The organism is Paludisphaera rhizosphaerae (assembly GCF_011065895.1).
Taxonomy (GTDB): Bacteria; Planctomycetota; Planctomycetia; order Isosphaerales; family Isosphaeraceae; genus Paludisphaera; species Paludisphaera rhizosphaerae.
In genome coordinates, this window is sequence record NZ_JAALCR010000037.1 from 36,223 (window position 1) to 51,982 (window position 15,760).

Annotated in this window: 13 protein-coding genes; all 13 read left to right on the forward strand. The window is 66.5% G+C overall.

Annotation, left to right across the window (positions count from 1 at the left end; genetic code table 11):
* Nucleotides 1-550 precede the first annotated feature (550 nt).
* The gene (locus G5C50_RS28415; RefSeq protein ID WP_165074535.1) at nt 551-1,903 is read left to right on the forward strand and encodes an AGE family epimerase/isomerase; all 1,353 of its coding nucleotides are present in this window, start codon (nt 551-553) and stop codon (nt 1,901-1,903) included.
* 12 nt (nt 1,904-1,915) lie between these two features.
* Nucleotides 1,916-2,554, forward strand: coding sequence for a pyridoxamine 5'-phosphate oxidase (pdxH, locus tag G5C50_RS28420; protein ID WP_165074537.1), 639 nt, complete (start codon nt 1,916-1,918; stop codon nt 2,552-2,554).
* A 27-nt stretch (nt 2,555-2,581) separates the two neighbouring features.
* A complete protein-coding gene (locus G5C50_RS28425; protein ID WP_165074539.1) occupies nt 2,582-2,968 on the forward strand; it encodes an STAS domain-containing protein in 387 nt (128 codons plus the stop codon).
* An 80-nt stretch (nt 2,969-3,048) separates the two neighbouring features.
* Complete coding sequence (locus tag G5C50_RS28430) at nt 3,049-3,330, forward strand: hypothetical protein (RefSeq protein ID WP_165074541.1); 282 nt, start codon at nt 3,049-3,051, stop codon at nt 3,328-3,330.
* Nucleotides 3,323-3,772: a type II toxin-antitoxin system VapC family toxin gene (locus G5C50_RS28435; RefSeq protein ID WP_165074543.1), complete on the forward strand. Its 450-nt coding sequence runs from the start codon at nt 3,323-3,325 to the stop codon at nt 3,770-3,772. The genes G5C50_RS28430 and G5C50_RS28435 overlap by 8 nt, the downstream gene beginning before the upstream one ends.
* A 109-nt stretch (nt 3,773-3,881) precedes the next feature.
* Nucleotides 3,882-6,092 carry a threonine--tRNA ligase gene (gene thrS, locus G5C50_RS28440; protein WP_165074545.1) on the forward strand — a complete coding sequence of 737 codons (2,211 nt, stop codon included), beginning with the start codon at nt 3,882-3,884 and terminating at the stop codon, nt 6,090-6,092.
* 499 nt (nt 6,093-6,591) lie between these two features.
* Entirely contained in the window at nt 6,592-7,572 is a 981-nt protein-coding gene (locus G5C50_RS28445) for a pyridoxal-phosphate dependent enzyme (protein ID WP_165074547.1), read from the forward strand.
* Nucleotides 7,573-8,187: 615 nt separating this feature from the next.
* Nucleotides 8,188-9,546: a hypothetical protein gene (locus tag G5C50_RS28450; protein ID WP_165074548.1), complete on the forward strand. Its 1,359-nt coding sequence runs from the start codon at nt 8,188-8,190 to the stop codon at nt 9,544-9,546.
* 98 nt (nt 9,547-9,644) lie between these two features.
* Nucleotides 9,645-10,952, forward strand: a complete 1,308-nt coding sequence (gene dcuC / locus G5C50_RS28455; protein WP_165074550.1) for a C4-dicarboxylate transporter DcuC — start codon at nt 9,645-9,647, stop codon at nt 10,950-10,952.
* A 303-nt stretch (nt 10,953-11,255) separates the two neighbouring features.
* A complete protein-coding gene (locus G5C50_RS28460; protein WP_165074552.1) occupies nt 11,256-12,269 on the forward strand; it encodes a hypothetical protein in 1,014 nt (337 codons plus the stop codon).
* Nucleotides 12,270-12,421: 152 nt separating this feature from the next.
* The gene (locus tag G5C50_RS28465) at nt 12,422-12,919 is read left to right on the forward strand and encodes a YajQ family cyclic di-GMP-binding protein (protein ID WP_165074554.1); all 498 of its coding nucleotides are present in this window, start codon (nt 12,422-12,424) and stop codon (nt 12,917-12,919) included.
* Nucleotides 12,920-13,076: 157 nt separating this feature from the next.
* A complete protein-coding gene (locus tag G5C50_RS28470; RefSeq protein ID WP_165074556.1) occupies nt 13,077-14,255 on the forward strand; it encodes a hypothetical protein in 1,179 nt (392 codons plus the stop codon).
* 317 nt (nt 14,256-14,572) lie between these two features.
* A protein-coding gene (locus tag G5C50_RS28475) for an IS3 family transposase (protein WP_456093846.1) occupies nt 14,573-15,723 on the forward strand; the annotation gives its coding sequence in 2 pieces (ribosomal slippage) (nt 14,573-14,819 and nt 14,819-15,723; 1,152 coding nt in all).
* Nucleotides 15,724-15,760: the final 37 nt, after the last annotated feature.

Sequence of the window (15,760 nt, forward strand, 5' to 3'; positions counted from 1 at the left end):
GTAATGGCCTGGGCCGTTCCGTTCGGCGCTTGCGGCTCACGCTTATCTCGGTCTGCCTCCTTGCCGCTCGTGGATCAATCTTCGGCATGTTGCACACTCCAGAAGCGAGTCTGTTCGATCCCGAGTGGTTTTAGTCGCTTGAGTAAGCGAGATACGTGTTGAATTCTGGAGGTTGCAGCGAGGATGTTGGCTATTGCCAGGTTCGAGCGACATGAAGTTTGCCGAGCCTGGACATATCGAGGAGACAGTTTAACGTATCTGTGGAAATCGACGGTTGCAAGATGCAATCAATCAACATCGCGACGGAAAATTTGATGCAACCCTCCCTGATTGGCGCGGGAGGTTTCATTTGTTGAGTCCGGTTCACCCATGTGGTGGCGAGCCAGCGAGCTGGAATCGTTTTGGACTGACGTGTCGCCAGGCGCTAGGTGAGACAACCGGGTTTCCTTCTCGACCGTTGCTCTCCCAGTCGTCCCAGGTTGATAATCGAGCCTTCAGCCTTGCGGCGGAGTCCCGATCGCGACATCCGCCCGCGGGGGGGAGGTCGTCGATGCCAACTGGTCTGAGAGCGTCGCTGATCGGCCGTCTGACGGCGGCGGTTTGGATCCTGGCTGCTGGCCGGCTTCTGGCGCAGTCTCCCGACCCAGCCGTCCCTCCAACTGCGGCGCAGTTGCGGGCCTTGCTGGGGGCCGAGCTTTCCCGATGGCATCCCGCGGCCGTCGACCGGGCTGTCGGCGGTTTCCACCAGGAGATGGCCCGCGACTGGACCATCAAGCCGGACCGCTCAAAGTTCCTCGTCTACCAGGCCCGCATGACCTGGACCGCCGCGGCCTTCGCCGAGTTCGAGCCCTCGAAGCGCGAGGAGTATCTCGGGTACGCACGCCACGGCCTGAAGTTCCTCGACGAGGTCATGCGCGACGCGGAGCAGGGGGGCTTCCACTGGATCCTCGACGCGAACGGGAAGCTCGATCCGAAGCTCGGCGACGAAAAGCACGTCTACGGTACGGCCTTCGTCGTCTACGCCGGGGCAAAGCTCCGCGCCGTGGGGGGCGACGATCGAGCCCTCAAGGTGGCGCGCGACGCCTTTGACTGGCTGGAGGCCCACGCTCACGACCGCGAGAACGGCGGCTGGTTCGAGGCCCTTCGACGCGATGGGACGGCGATCACCTCGTATGATCCCTCGGCCCCGGTCGCCGCTCGGAAGGATCGCCTCGGCGTCTACTACGGCTACAAGTCGATGAACAGCCACATCCACCTGCTTGAAGCCCTCGCCGAGCTGGCGCGGGTCGACGATCGGCCGATCGTCCGCGAGCGCCTGGAGGAGGCTTTTCACCTCGTCCGCGACCGGATCGCCGTCGAGCCGGGGGCTCTGAACCTCTACCTCACGCGCGACTGGCGGGCGATCCCCGCCCACGACTCGTTCGGCCACGACGTTGAGACGGCCTACCTGCTGGTCGAGGCGGCCGAGGTCCTCCACATGCCCGACGACGAGGCGACGTGGAGGGTCGCCCGGCGACTCGTCGACCACGCCCTGGACTGGGGCTGGGACGACCGCTACGGCGGCTTCAACGACAAGGGGGATTCGTTCGCGGCCGGATCCTACGACACGACCAAGGTCTGGTGGACCCAGGCCGAGGGGCTGAACGCACTGGCCCTTCTCGACCACAAGTACGGCCGGGAGACCGACCGCTACGCCCGCGCCTTCGCGAAGCAATGGGAGTTCATCGAGCGGCACATGCTCGACCCCGAGTTCGGCGGCTGGTATTCCGAGACCGAGCGCGACGGGCGGCTGCGGGGCGAAGGCGCAAAAGCCAATCAGTGGAAGGCGGAGTACCACACGTCTCGGGCGCTGATGAATGTCGCCCGACTGCTGGGGAACGCCTTGGAAACCCATGGAAAGTAAGGCGAACGACCGATGAGTCTGTCCGACATCCGTACCGATTACAAACGCCACACGCTCGACGAGAACGATCTCAACCGCGACCCGATCCGTCAGTTCGAGGCCTGGTTCGCGGAGGCTCTGGCCGCGGAGGTGCCTGAGGTGAACGCCGCAACGCTCGCCACGGCGACGCCCGACGGCCGGCCCTCGGCGCGGATCGTCCTGCTCAAGGGTTGCGACCCCCGAGGCTTCACCTTCTTCACGAATTATGAGAGCCGCAAGGGTCGGCACCTGGCCGCCAACCCTCGCGCATCGCTCCTCTTCTTCTGGAAGGAGTTAGAGCGTCAGGTCTCGATCGAAGGGACCGTGGAGAAGGTCACGGCCGAAGAGTCCGAGGCGTATTTCCACTCGCGGCCGGTCGCCTCGCAGGTTGGTGCGTGGGCCTCGAAGCAATCCGAGGTCATCGCCGACCGCGAGTCGTTGGAGGATCGCTTTTGCGAGCTTGCGGAGAAGTTCGCCAACGCCGAGGTCCCTCGGCCAGAGTACTGGGGAGGCTACCGCATCCTGCCGGAATCGCTGGAGTTCTGGCAGGGCCGCCCCAGCCGCCTGCACGACCGACTCCGCTACCAGAAGGACGCCGCCGGCGCGTGGACCATCGAGCGGCTTTCGCCTTGATCCCTCGCGAAGTCCGAGGACATCGCCATGACGACCACCACCCAATGCCCGGCCTGCAGCGAACCCTCGTCGATCGACGACCCCCAGGCCCCATGCACCCGTTGCGGCCGAGGCGTCTGGTTCTCCTGGAGCAGGCAAGACGGCCAGACGGTGCTGCGGCCCAAGAAGGACCTGCTCAACTCCCACCCGCTCGACCAGTTCCTTGAGTCGGTCGAGTTCGAGCCGGGCGACCATCTGGTCATCGACCTCTCCGACGTCCACTACATCGCCAGCGAGGCCCTCGGCCGTCTGATGGGCCTGCGCAAGCGACTCATCGCGGCCCAGGGCCGTCTCACCCTCCGAGGACTCCACCCCGACCTCGCCGAGGTTTTCCGCGTCACCCGGATCGAGTCGTTCTTCGACATCGAGCCGTGATCGCTGAGCCCGACGCCGTCGCGGCGCGTCGTATAATGAAGCCGGAGACGGCAGCCTCGTGAAGGGAAGGAGGGCGTTGCATGAGCACTGAGGTTCAGCCCGAAGTTCGTTCCGAACCCCCTGTCCGCCCCGAATTTCTCGACGTGACCGGCCTCCCCGCTCCGGTCGTCGCCGGTCTTCGGACGATCGTGGAGAGTTTGCGAGGGCAGGAGGCGAGCAGTTCCCCTGAGACTTCGAATGCCGCTGACTTGACGCCGGAAGAGCGACTCCGCCTCTTTCGCGAGTGGGTCGCTACCCGTCCCGCGATCGGGGGCGATCTTCGTGACGACCGCGAGACGATCTACGAAAGTCGTGATGAGTGAGTTCTTGATCGACACGAGCATTCTGACTCGGCTTGCCGACTCTGCACAGACGCTCCACGAAGCAACCGCTCGATGTGTGGATAAGTTGCTCGTTGATGGTCGTGAGCTCTGCATCGTGCCGCAGTGCCTGTACGAGTTCTGGGTCGTCTCGACGCGACCAACCAGCGTCAATGGACTGGGTCGCACCCCGATCCAGGCCATAGCGGACGTTCGCGTTTTCAAGGCGGCTTTCACTTTACTGGACGACCCTCCGTCGCTTTATTCCACCTGGGAGTCGCTTGTCCTCTCGAAGCCCGTCCTCGGCCGCAAGGCTCATGACGCCCGGTTGGTCGCCGCCATGATGGTGCATGGCCTGGGCAAGGTTCTGACGCTCAACCCTCAGGACTTTCAGGGGTATCTCGGGATCCATGCGTTGACGCCTGGCGAAGTCGCGGCGACTTGACCGGGATTGGCATAAGCCTCTCGGTCGGATACGCTTGTGGGCTTGGGAGCAGGTGCGAGGAGACGTCCCGCGTCGAGACGGGCGGTGGAAGCGGAGAAAGCGGTCGACGATGCTTCAGATCAAGCTGCCGGACGGGTCGGTGAAGGAGTATCCCGAGGGGACCAGCGCCCGCGACGTCGCGGCGGGGATCGGCAAGAGGCTGGCCGCCGCTTCGGTCGCGGCCGTCGTCGACGGGACGATCGTCGACCTCGACCGGCCGCTGGAGAACGGTCGCGAAGACCGCACGCCGCTGGAACTGCGGCTCTTGACCTCGCGCGACCGCGAGGCGCTGGACGTCCTGCGGCACTCGACGGCCCACATCATGGCCCGCGCCGTGATGCGATTGTTCCCCGGCGTCCGCCTGGCGTTCGGCCCGACCACGGCCAATGGCTTCTATTACGATATGGAAGTCGACGGCCGGACCATCTCCGAGGACGACTTCGCGGCCATCGAAGCCGAGATGGCCAAAATCACCAAGGACGCCGAGCCCTTCGAGCGGTTCAGCCTCCCCGTCGATCAGGCCCGGAGCTTCGTGGCCGACCTCGGGCAGAACCTGAAGGTCGAGCACATCGACGAGGAACTGGCCAAGTACGGCGTCCTGAGCTTCTATCGCCAGGGCGAGTTCGTCGACCTCTGCCGTGGCCCGCACATCCCCAACGCGGGGAAAGTCGGGGCGTTCAAGCTTCTCTCGATCGCCGGCTCGTACTGGAAGGGCCGCACCGATCGGCCAATGCTCCAGCGCCTCTACGGCACCGCCTTCTTCGACAAGAAGGAACTGGATGCCTATCTGGCTCAGGTCGAGGAGGCCCGCAAGCGAGACCACCGTCGACTGGGCAAGGAACTCGGGCTCTTCACGATCTCGCAGTTGGTCGGCCCCGGCCTGATCCTCTGGATGCCCAAGGGGGCGATCGTCCGAGGGCTGCTGGAGACGTTCCTCAAGAACGAGCTGATCAAGCGCGGGTACCAGCCGGTCTACACACCGCACATCGGCAAGGTCGACCTCTACAAGACGAGCGGCCACTATCCGTACTACAAGGACTCCCAGTTCCCGACCCTGAAGATGCCGGCCGACGCCTCCGCCAAGGAGCTGCTCGACGGCCTCATCTCCGGCTGCGTGGATGACGACGCCCAGCGCGTCTTGCTGGGGAAGGCCGGCATCCCCGAGCGTCTCCCCGACTCCTCGTCCGAGACCAGGTACACCAAGCCGTTCTTCGAGATGAGCGTCGCCGAGCGGATCGGCTACCTCGAACAGACCTGCGAGTTCGAGGAATACCTGCTCAAGCCGATGAACTGCCCGCACCACATCCAGATCTTCGACGCCCAGCCCCGGAGCTACCGCGACCTGCCGTTGCGGCTCGCGGAGTTCGGCACGGTCTACCGCTATGAGCAGTCGGGCGAGCTGTCGGGCATGACCCGCGTCCGGGGGTTCACCCAGGACGACGCCCACCTCTTCTGCACTCACGAGCAGGTCCGGGCCGAGTTCCGCTCGACCATGGAGCTGACCCAGTTCGTCCTGGCCTCGCTGGGGCTGAACGACTACAAGCTCCGGCTCTCCAAGCACGACCCCGAGGACCCCAAGTACCAGGGGGCCGCCGGCGACACCTGGCGGACGGCCGAGGAAGACATCCGGACCGTGCTCGACGAGATGGGCCTCCCCTATGAGGAAGCCGCTGGGGAAGCCGCCTTCTACGGGCCCAAGGCCGACTTCATCGTCCGCGACTGCATCGGTCGCCAGTGGCAGCTCGGGACGGTCCAGCTCGACTACGTCCTCCCCGAACGGTTCGGCCTCCACTACGTCGGGGCCGACAACCAGTCGCACCGGCCGGTCATGATCCACCGGGCGCCGTTCGGCAGCATGGAGCGGTTCATGGGGATCCTGATCGAGCACTTCGCCGGGGCGTTCCCGCTCTGGCTGGCGCCCGAACAGGTCCGCGTCCTGCCGATCTCCGACAAGGCCGCCGACTACGCCGAGACCGTCCTCAAGCGGCTGAACGACGCCGGCCTCCGTGCGACGATGGACCACCGCCCGGAGAAGATTGGGGCCAAGATCCGCGACGCCCAGCTCCAGAAGATCCCCGTGATGTTCGTCGTCGGCGCCAAGGAGGCCGAGTCCGGCAGCGTCGCCTACCGCGACCGCACCGGCGGCGACCTCGGCGTCATGACCCTGGACGACGCGATCGCCCGCGTTGCGAAGGAAGACGCCGAACGGACGTTCCATCAGGCCGCCCCTCTCGCCCCTCCCGCCTCGGGCGACGAGTCGGGCGAGAAGCACGAGTATTGACATCCCGCGCCCGACTGCGGGTAGGAACGGTGGCGACACAGGTGCGACTCGAGATCGCGAATCCGAAGAACGGTTGGGCGACGATCCAGCTGAGCGCACCGGATGTCGACCTGGTGCTCCCCGCGTCCTCCGTCCCCAGAGATTCCTTGGCGGACCTCGCTGCGGCCGGGAATCGGATACTGACCGGTGAGACTGAGGTGATCGTCGTCTGGAATTCGGAGCCGGTCGAGTTCGAGTTTCGATTCTCGACCACCGGTGGCCTCTGCCGGCTTGAAGTCCGTGAACTGCCCGCTGGGATCGTTCCTATCGCGGCAGTCGAGGCTGAAGCGGAAGCATTCGCGCGGGCGATCTGGCGATCCTTTCGACGGCTTCAAGGTCGGATTCTGACCGACGAGTATCAGGCCGCCTGGGGGAACCCTTTTCCCACCGCGGCCATCGATCGTCTCGGCGATCGTCTGCCTTTCTCGACCGTGATCCAGCGCCGCGGAGCCCATCACTGATGTCCTTATCCTCGGAAATTCCCATCGGCGAACGCCAGATCCGCGAGGCCGTCGAACGGCTGGCCCCCTGGATCCACAAAACGCCGGTGATGACGTCCCGGACGCTCGACGAGCGGGCCGGGGCGTCCGTCTTCCTCAAGTGCGAGAACCTTCAGCGCGTGGGGGCGTTCAAGTTCCGCGGGGCGATGAACGCCCTGCTGCTTCTGGACGAAGTCGCCAAGGCCAAGGGGGTGGTCACCCACTCGTCGGGCAACCACGCCCAGGCCCTGGCGCTGGCGGGATCGCTGCTGGGGATCCCGGTGACGGTCGTCATGCCCCACACGGCGCCGGCGATCAAGCAGTCGGCGACGGCCGGTTACGGGGCCACGATCCGCCTTTGCGAGCCGACCCTCGCCGCCCGCGAGGAAGCCGTGGCCGACGAGGTCGCCCGCAAGGGGCTGACGCTCGTCCACCCGTTCAACGACTGGAACGTGATCGCCGGCCAGGCGACCGTTGCCTGGGAGCTGCTCGACCAGGCCGGCCCGCTTGACGCGGTCGTCGTCCCCGTGGGGGGCGGCGGCCTGGTCTCGGGGACGGCCCTGGCGGTCAAGGCCCGCTCGCCCCAGACGCTTGTCATCGGCGTCGAGCCCGAACGCGCCGACGACGCCCGGCGCTCGCTGGCTTCCGGCAAGATCGAGCCCTCCGGCGACCCCCGCACCATCGCTGACGGTCTCCGCACCTCGCTGGGCGAACGCCCTTTCGCCGTCATCTCCCGCAATGTCGACAGGATCGAGACGGCCGGCGAAACCGAGATCGTCGACGCCCTCCGCTTCCTCTGGGAGCGCCTCAAGATCATCGTCGAGCCCTCCAGCGCGGTCGTCGTCGCCCCCATCCTCGACCGTCGTCTCAGTGGCGAAGGCCGCCGCATCGGCGCGGTCCTCAGCGGCGGCAACGTGGACCTCGGCCCCTTCTTCGAGTCCCTCGCCTCCCGCTGGCTCTGATCGTCGCCCCGCCTGAGCGAGGGCTTCGATCGGGTTCGTATGCACGCGTCGAGTCACTCGTTTTCGGCGTGTAAAAACTTTGCCGTTCAGTGTTTGCGGTCCGCGAAGCGGTTGGCTTCGATCGGCGAGAAACGAGGCTCTCGTCGCTCACCACCACCTTTCAATCCAGTAATGACGTCTGACCGATGGTCGCAGTGTTGAGCGTGGAGAGTCGAGAACGCGAACCACAACAACCTCTTTGCCCGTCAGCCAGTCCATCGATACGACGGCTCGTCTCCCCGACGGATACCGAATGCGGATTGCGAAAGAGCGATCGTCGGCGACGTCGCCGGCCGCACTGGCTCTCTAAATGGATGGTACGACAGGATGAGCCTTTCGGTTACGCCCGCGGCTCAGTCAGGTCGTCGCCGTTGTCAGGGCTGCTCACAGATCCCTGAAAAGGGATGACGCCGATGATTCGCATGCTCCAGCTTTTCCGGCATGCACGGATTGAGAGGCTGAGGCTGGGGGGCCCTCTGGCGAGCGTCTCGGATCGGTGAGAGGATGTCACGGCCGAGGCGGTCCAGGTCTCTGGTGCGCCCGACGTCCCGCCACGCTCTCCCAGGGAATCCCGCCATGAGTCTCTCCCGCCGTCTCATCCTCGTGGTCTTCGTCCTGTTCCTACCACCCTCCGTTTGGGCGGAAGCTCCGCGCGTGAGTCGCATCGACAACGGCGTGGTCCGCGTGGGCGTCGACCTCGACCTGGGTGGGGTGATCACCGAGTTGGGCCGGTCCGACCCCAAGACCCCCAACCTCATCAACTCGCATGATTACGGCCGTCAGATCCAGCAGTCGTATTACAGCGGTCCTCAGCCGTTCGGGAAGGCGCACCCGGGCTGGAAGAACTGGCCGTGGAATCCGATCGGCACCGGCGACGCGTACAAGAACCCCGCCCGGGTCGTGGAGCATACCAACGACGGCAAGGTCCTCTATGTGAAGTCGATCCCGATGCAATGGGCGCTCAACAACGTCCCCGGCGACTGCACGTTCGAGACCTGGATCGCGTTCGACCCGGCCTCGCCCGCCTCCCTCCTCGTGCGCTGCCGGCTGAACAACGCCCGAGAGGATCACACCCAGTATCCGGCCCGCGACCAGGAGTTGCCGGCGGTTTACACCGTGGGGACGCTGCACCGGCTGATCACCTACAAGGGGACGAACCCGTTCGCGGGCGAACCGGTCGCGACGATCGCCAACGCCGGGCCGCCGTGGGCTTCGTGGACGACCCCGGAGCACTGGGCGGCGCTGGTGGGTGACGACGGCTGGGGCGTCGGCGTGATCCATCCGGGTTTGTACCACTTCATCGGCGGGTTCCACGACAAGCCCGGCGTCGGCGGGCCGAAGGACAATCCCACCGGCTACATCGCCCCCGTGCGGCAGGAAATCCTCGATCACGACATCGCGTATGAATACTCCTACGTCCTGACCCTCGGCACCGTCGACGAGATCCGCGAGCGCGCGAAGGCCCTCCGTCCGGCCGACTCCCGCCCCAACTTCCGCTTCAACGTCGATCGTCGTCACTGGACATACCACGACCTCGCCGATGCGGGTCTGCCGCCGAAAAAGGGCCTGCTCCTGAGCGCCACCGGCTCGGACGCCTACGCCCTCGCCCCCGAGCAGTGGTACCCCGCCGCCGACGTCCCCCGCCTTCACCTGACGGCCGCCAACCTGACGACGGCCCCGATCCGAGGTTTCCTCTTCTGGCGCGGGCCGGGCGAGTCGTTCCACGACGATCGGAAAGTTCCCTTCGAGATCCCCCCGACGCCCAACCCCGACGCCCCGGAGCCGGTCGTCGTCGACCTCGCCGCCCATTCCGGCTACAAGGGGACCGTCGCCGCCCTCCGCATCGACCTCGACCCCGCGCCGACCATCCCGAAGGCGACTCCGTTCCTCCGGCTCGACGCTCTTTCATGGCGATCCTCGACCAGGGCTGACTGACTCCGCATCTTGCACCGCCAGGGCCTTGTGCGGGACCGGGCTGGGCCCGAAGATCGTGGCGATTTCTGCTTCGTCGTGCGATCGAGGCCCACCCCGACATGAGTACGCTTTGCTGGATTGCGCTGGTCGACCTTTGCGCGGTCGTTGTTCTGACCCTGCGGAAGGTCGACGTGCGCCTGGTGCTGCTGCTGGGGGCGGTCCCGCTGTTCGCGGCTGCGGGCAAGTCAGGGATGGTCGAGATGCTGGCGAAGGTCGTCGCCGAGATGACCAATCCTGCGACCGTGGTGCCGATCGGCGCGGCGATGGGGTTCGCCTACGTGCTGCGCGTCACGGGATGCGACCGCGAGATGGTCCGGCTGATGCTGCGGCCTCTGCGATACGCCCCCGCGCTGCTGATCCCCGGCGGCGTGGCGGCTGGGTATCTCGTCAACACGACGATCGTCAGCCAGGCCGGGACGGCCGCCGTCCTGGGGCCGATCCTGATCCCGCTGCTCCGGGCGGGTGGCATGGAGGCCGCGACCGCCGGCGCGGTGCTCTTGCTGGGGGCCTCGATGGGGGGCGAACTGTTCAACCCCGGCGCGGTCGAGATGCGGAAGCTCTCCGACCTGACGGGGCTTGAGGGGCACGTGGTCGTCTCGCGGCAGGCTCCGCTCAACTTCGCGGCCTGCGGCGCGGCGCTGTGCACATTCTGGATCCTGGCGCTGCGGCGGGATCGGAGGTCGGCGCCCGCGCCCGAGGCAGAGGAAGCGGCCGAGACGCGCGACGACCGGCGGATCAATCCGTTCAAGGCGATCGTGCCGGTGGCCCCGCTGGCCATCCTGTTCGCCGACGCCGCCTTCGGCGCGTCGTCGCCGCTGGCGGCGTTCCAGGGACCGTCAAAGATCCTGGCGGCGATGCTGGTGGGCGTCTTGCTCGCCTGGGCGGCCGCGCCGGCGACGGGCTCGAAGCTCGCGCCCGAGTTCTTTGAGGGGGCGGGCTACGCTTACACGCACGTCATCTCGCTGATCGTGGCGGCGTCGACGTTCGCCGAGGGGGTTCGCGGCAGCGGCCTGATTCGGGTCCTCGTGCAGATGCTGGCGGACCGTCCCGAACTGGCGCCGATCGCCTCGGTCGTCTTCCCGTGGGGGCTGGGAGTGATTTCCGGGAGCGGGATCGCGCCGGCGGTGGCGATCATGGAGTTCTTCGTCCCGGCGGCCGATTCCCTGGGGCTCGACCCGGTCCGGATCGGCGCCCTGGCGTCGCTGGGGGCGCACTTCGGCCGGACGATGAGCCCGGCGGCGGCGGTCGTCGCCATGTGCGCCCGGCTTTCCGGCGAGCCGGGCCCGCGGCTGATCCGGCGCGTCGTCGCGCCGCTGCTGGTCGGCATGGCGGTCATGATCGCCGCGACGGTTTTGCGCCTGCTCTGAGTGGCTTCCGCCGAACGTGGCGTTCAGGAAAGCCCCTTTGATATGTTAGACTCGTTCGCCTCAAGCATGGCGGGCCGGGAGGGCTTTCCGACCCTCGTCGGAACTCTCCGCCAGGCGTAATCATCGAGCGCGGCCGGCCATGCAGCGGTCCCGCTCGATGGTTTTCCCGGCAGTTTCCAGTCGTCGACGGGCCGCGAAGCCCGCGGTTCGACGACCGGGAGCATCGGGGCCGAACTCGCAACGGCCGTCGCGAACGCTCCCCGCTTCCCTCCGGTCGAGCCTCTCAACAGGAAGACGCATTCCATGACGAAGGCCCCCCTCGCCCAATCCGTCTCCACTGCTCTGAACAAGGCCCGCACCTGGCAGGGGCACTGGCGCCGCATGCTCCTCTCCAGCGACTATCGACGCACCTGGCGGATGATGAAGGCGGCTGGAGCCCTGAACGTAGGGGGCGAGCCTCGCGAGAAGCGGATGCCCAAGCATCTTGAGGACGCCCGCCGTCGCGCCGAGACGCTGACGCCACGTCCCCTGGTCGAGGCCGGGGCTTACGAGATCCACATGCTCTCGGGGCACTCGCACGTGGGCATGGGCTGCATCGCCCTCTGGAGCCTGGTGCGCTGGCTGCCCCCCGAGGTCTCGGTCTACCTGCACAGCGACGGCTCCATGACGGAGGCCGATCAAAACGCCTGGCGGCGCGTCTTTCCGAACATCCATATCGTGACGGCCGACATGATCGAGCCGCTCAAGGAAGCCTTCTTCGCCGACGGCCGATTCCCGCTGATCAAGGAGTTCAGCAAGACCAGCGTCTACTCGCCCAAGGTCGTCGACTTCCATCTGATCGGCTCCTCCAAGGTGATCGTCTCGCTGGACACCGACGTCCTGTTCTTCAAGAGGCCCGACGAGCTGATCCGCGTTTGGGACCAGGCGCTGAAGGGCGATCGGATCGTCTCGACGTTCTTCGACATCATGAACGCCTATCTGTGCCCATTGAAGGAACTGGACGCCCTGATCGGCCCGGTCCCCCGGCGATTCAACTCGGGGATGTGCATCCTCCCCAGGCTCAGCCTGGCCGACTTCCAGGAGATGGAAGACATGTACGCGAAGGTCGGCGCGCACGATCCCTCGCTGCTCAAGAACATCTGGCTGGAGCAGACGACGCACGCCTGGCTGGCCGCGAAGAACCACGGCTATTTCATGGGCCCGCAATACGTGATCGGCCAAACCCTGCCAGGCTCGACCGCCGTCCACTACGCCGGCGTCTTCCGCGAGCTTTACTTCGCCGAGGGGCTCCCCCTCATTTTCAACGACCGGAACTGAGACGCCGGACTGGCCCCGTGGACTCGACCTCAGGTGCACGCGACGAACCGACCGGCCGCCCCCTGCACGTCTTGTCGGGGGTGAGTCGGCCTCGTTAGGGTGAAGGTCGCCTTGGGTCCGAGAATCGAGCAGGTCGAGGGAGTCGCATCGCCGTGGCCGACAATCATTCGTTCGACGTGGTCAGCGAGATCAACCAGGTCGAAATGCACAACGCCGTCACCCAGGCCCAGCACGAGTGCGCTGTGCGCTACGACTTCAAGGGGACGAAGGCGGCCATCGAGTACAACAAGAAGGACGAAGTTCTCACCATCACGGCCGATCACAAGGGCCAGCTTGAGACCGTCATCCAGGTGCTCAAGGAGAAGATGGCCAAGCGAGGCGTGGCCGTGAACGCCCTGGTCAGGGGGGACGTCGAGGAGGCGTCGCATGACTCCGTCCGCGAGAAGGTGACGATCCACTCGGGAATCGACACCGACGACGCCCGCAAAATCGTCAAAGACGTCAAGCAGATGAAGATCAAGGTTCAGGCCCAGATCATGGACGACAAGGTCCGGATCACGGCCAAGAAGATCGACGACCTTCAGGCGGTGATCGCCCACCTCAAGGAGAACGGGCCCAGATACCCTCTCCAGTTCGTCAACTTCACCTGACCCGATCCGCCGACCCGCGCCGGTAGAGTCGCCGCCGGTCGCGGGGTTCCCGGGCTGAAGACCACCTCCTCCAGAGCCGATCTCACATTCACCCGGAGGCGAACCGGGCGTGGATGGGCGCGAGTGCGCCAGGCCGGACCCTGGAGGAGGACGACGGATGGGCTTCCTGAACGGACGTATGACCTTCACTCGCTTCCGCGTGGGCGGGCCCTCGCCGCTGCCGTTCTCGGAGGAGATCCTCGGGCAGCTCGAAGCGCACAAGATCGGCAAGCACAGCCCGGCGGAACCCGTCGACGGCGTCAGCACCGGCTGGGGCGGCGGCGGACACGTCCTGGACGTGAACTTCGACCTCGCCAAGAACCTCATCAACGACGCGCTCCACGCCTCGATCCGCGTCGACACGGACAAGATCCCTGGGACGCTCCTGCGGGCTTACACCCAGATCGAGCTGGACGCCCGCGCCGCCATGAACCCGAGCGGCACGCCGACGAAGGCCCAGCGCCAGGAGGCCAAGGAGGCCGCCAAGGCCCGCGCCGAGTCCGAGGCGTCCGACGGCCGCTTCCGTCGCTGCAACCACTACCCGATCCTCTGGGACGGCCGCGAGGATATCCTCTACGTCGGCTCGACCAGCTCGAACGTCGTGGAACGGGCCACCTCGCTCTTCCGCGAGACCTTCGAGCGGACCCTGGAGCCGATCACGGCCGGGGCGCTGGCGATGGGGAACCCGGAGTCCATCGCCGAGTCCGACCGCGTGGCCGCGAAGCTGGGCGAAGGGTCGCTGAACCTCTATGGCGGCGACAGCGGCGACCAGCTGGCGACCGTCGCGTGGGTCGAGAAGGCCCCCAACATGCTCGACCACCTGGGGAACGAGTTCCTCGTCTGGCTCTGGCACCAGCTTCAGAACGAGAGCGACACGATTCCCCTGGCCGACGGCTCCGACGTCGCCGTGATGATGGCCAAGACCCTGACCCTCGACTGCCCCCGCGGCGAGACCGGCCGGGACAGCCTGATGGACGACTCGCCGACGCGTCTGCCGGAAGCCTTCCGGGCGCTCCAGTCAGGCAAGCTCCCGCGCAAGGCGGGGATGATCATCGTCCGCCACGGCGCCCAGTACGAGTTGACCCTCCAGGCGGAGAGCCTGGCGATCACCGGCGCTCTTCTTCCCAAGCCCGAGGAACGCCTCGCCCCGTACGAGGCCAAGTGCGAACGGGTGGACGGACTCCGCCACTTCGCCCAGACCCTCGACCTCCTCTTCGACGCCTACCGCTCGCGGAAGACCGCCGGCACCTGGGCCGAGGAAGTCGGCCGGATCAAGAAGTGGATCACGGCGGCCTGAGGCCGTTTCGAGAACGGTTCATGTGTGCGGCATTCTAAGTCCCCTCTCCCGCCGGGAGAGGGCAGCCGCGCAGCGGCGGGTGAGGGTCGTCGGATTTTGGAGGGCCCATCGCTCGCGCGGCCCGACGATCCAGGCTCAATCTACAGGTCCGACGACCCTCACCCGGCCCTTCGGGCCACCCTCTCCCACCGGGCTTGTCTTTACCCACAAGTCCGATCGTTGGGCGGTCGGGGTTCGTAGTATTGGTATGATATGGAGTTCCCCACGTTTGGTGGGCGCTCGGGGGAGTTGGTATAACCGCACCAATCCCCCGGAGAATGACGATGCCGCCGAGGTACACCGACGAGTTCAAGCTCGAGGCCGCCAGGCTGGTCCGCGAGCAGGGATACACCGTCAAGGCCGCCGCCAAGAGCCTGGGCGTCGACCCCGGATCGATCCGCGGCTGGGTCCGCAAGCTGGCCCCGGCGACGGCCGGGCCCGGCCCGGCCGCCTCGCCCGAGGAGCTGCAGCGCGAGCTGCGGCGGCTCCGCGAGGAGAACCGCCGTCTCCTCATGGAACGCGAGATCTTAAAAAAAGCGACGGCCTTCTTCGCCAAGGAGAATCCGTGAGGTTCGCCTTCGTCCGCGATCATCGCCGCCGCTGGCCTGTCGAGGTCCTCTGCGACGTCCTGAAGGTCTCGCGCAGCGGCTTCTACGCCTGGCTGCAACGGCCTCCCAGCCGTTCGGCCGAGCGTCGGCTGGAGTTGACCGCCGTCATCCGCCAGGTCCACGAGGAGAGCCGACGAATTTACGGTTCGCCGCGCGTCCACCAGGAGTTGACCAAGCGGGGCGTCGACTGCTGCGAGAACACGGCGGCCGGGCTGATGCGCGACCACGGCATTCGAGCCAAAACCCAACGCCGATTCGTCCCCAGGACGACCGACTCCCGCCACGCGCGGCCGATCGCCGAGAACGTCCTGGCCCGCGACTTCACGCCCGACCGCCGCGACGCGGCCTGGGCCGCCGACATCACCTACATCCCCACCGCCGAGGGCTGGCTCTATCTCGCCGTGGTGCTGGACCTGTTCTCCCGAAGGATCGTGGGCTGGTCCGCCGCCGACCACCTCCGGGCCGAACTGTGCGTCTCGGCGATGGAGATGGCCCTGGGCCGTCGCCATCCGGCGGCCGGCCTGCTGCACCACAGCGACCGCGGCGTCCAATACGCCAGCGAGGTCTTCCAGGCCGTGCTCGCCGGCCGCGACATCGAACCCAGCATGAGCCGCAAGGGCGACTGCTGGGACAACGCCGTCGCCGAGAGCTTCTTCGCCACCCTCAAGAAGGAGCTGACGCATCACGAATCCTACGCGACCCGCGAGGAAGCCCGCCGGTCGCTGTTCGAGTACATCGAGGTCTTCTACAACCGCATCCGCCTCCACTCGACCCTGGGCTACATGAGCCCCGCCGACTACGAGGCCGCCAACCCCACGTAACCCCTCCCGAGCGCCCACCAAACGTGGGGAACTCCAA

Bases quoted from the DNA above. Each gene is read 5' to 3' on its own strand.
- G5C50_RS28435 (WP_165074543.1), top strand. From the start codon at position 3,323: ATGAGTGAGTTCTTGATCGACACGAGCATTCTGACTCGGCTTGCCGAC.
- G5C50_RS28470 (WP_165074556.1), top strand. From the start codon at position 13,077: ATGGGCTTCCTGAACGGACGTATGACCTTCACTCGCTTCCGCGTGGGC.
- G5C50_RS28460 (WP_165074552.1), top strand. From the start codon at position 11,256: ATGACGAAGGCCCCCCTCGCCCAATCCGTCTCCACTGCTCTGAACAAG.
- G5C50_RS28450 (WP_165074548.1), top strand. From the start codon at position 8,188: ATGAGTCTCTCCCGCCGTCTCATCCTCGTGGTCTTCGTCCTGTTCCTA.
- thrS (WP_165074545.1), top strand. From the start codon at position 3,882: ATGCTTCAGATCAAGCTGCCGGACGGGTCGGTGAAGGAGTATCCCGAG.
- G5C50_RS28415 (WP_165074535.1), top strand. From the start codon at position 551: ATGCCAACTGGTCTGAGAGCGTCGCTGATCGGCCGTCTGACGGCGGCG.
- G5C50_RS28445 (WP_165074547.1), top strand. From the start codon at position 6,592: ATGTCCTTATCCTCGGAAATTCCCATCGGCGAACGCCAGATCCGCGAG.
- pdxH (WP_165074537.1), top strand. From the start codon at position 1,916: ATGAGTCTGTCCGACATCCGTACCGATTACAAACGCCACACGCTCGAC.
- G5C50_RS28425 (WP_165074539.1), top strand. From the start codon at position 2,582: ATGACGACCACCACCCAATGCCCGGCCTGCAGCGAACCCTCGTCGATC.
- dcuC (WP_165074550.1), top strand. From the start codon at position 9,645: ATGAGTACGCTTTGCTGGATTGCGCTGGTCGACCTTTGCGCGGTCGTT.
- G5C50_RS28430 (WP_165074541.1), top strand. From the start codon at position 3,049: ATGAGCACTGAGGTTCAGCCCGAAGTTCGTTCCGAACCCCCTGTCCGC.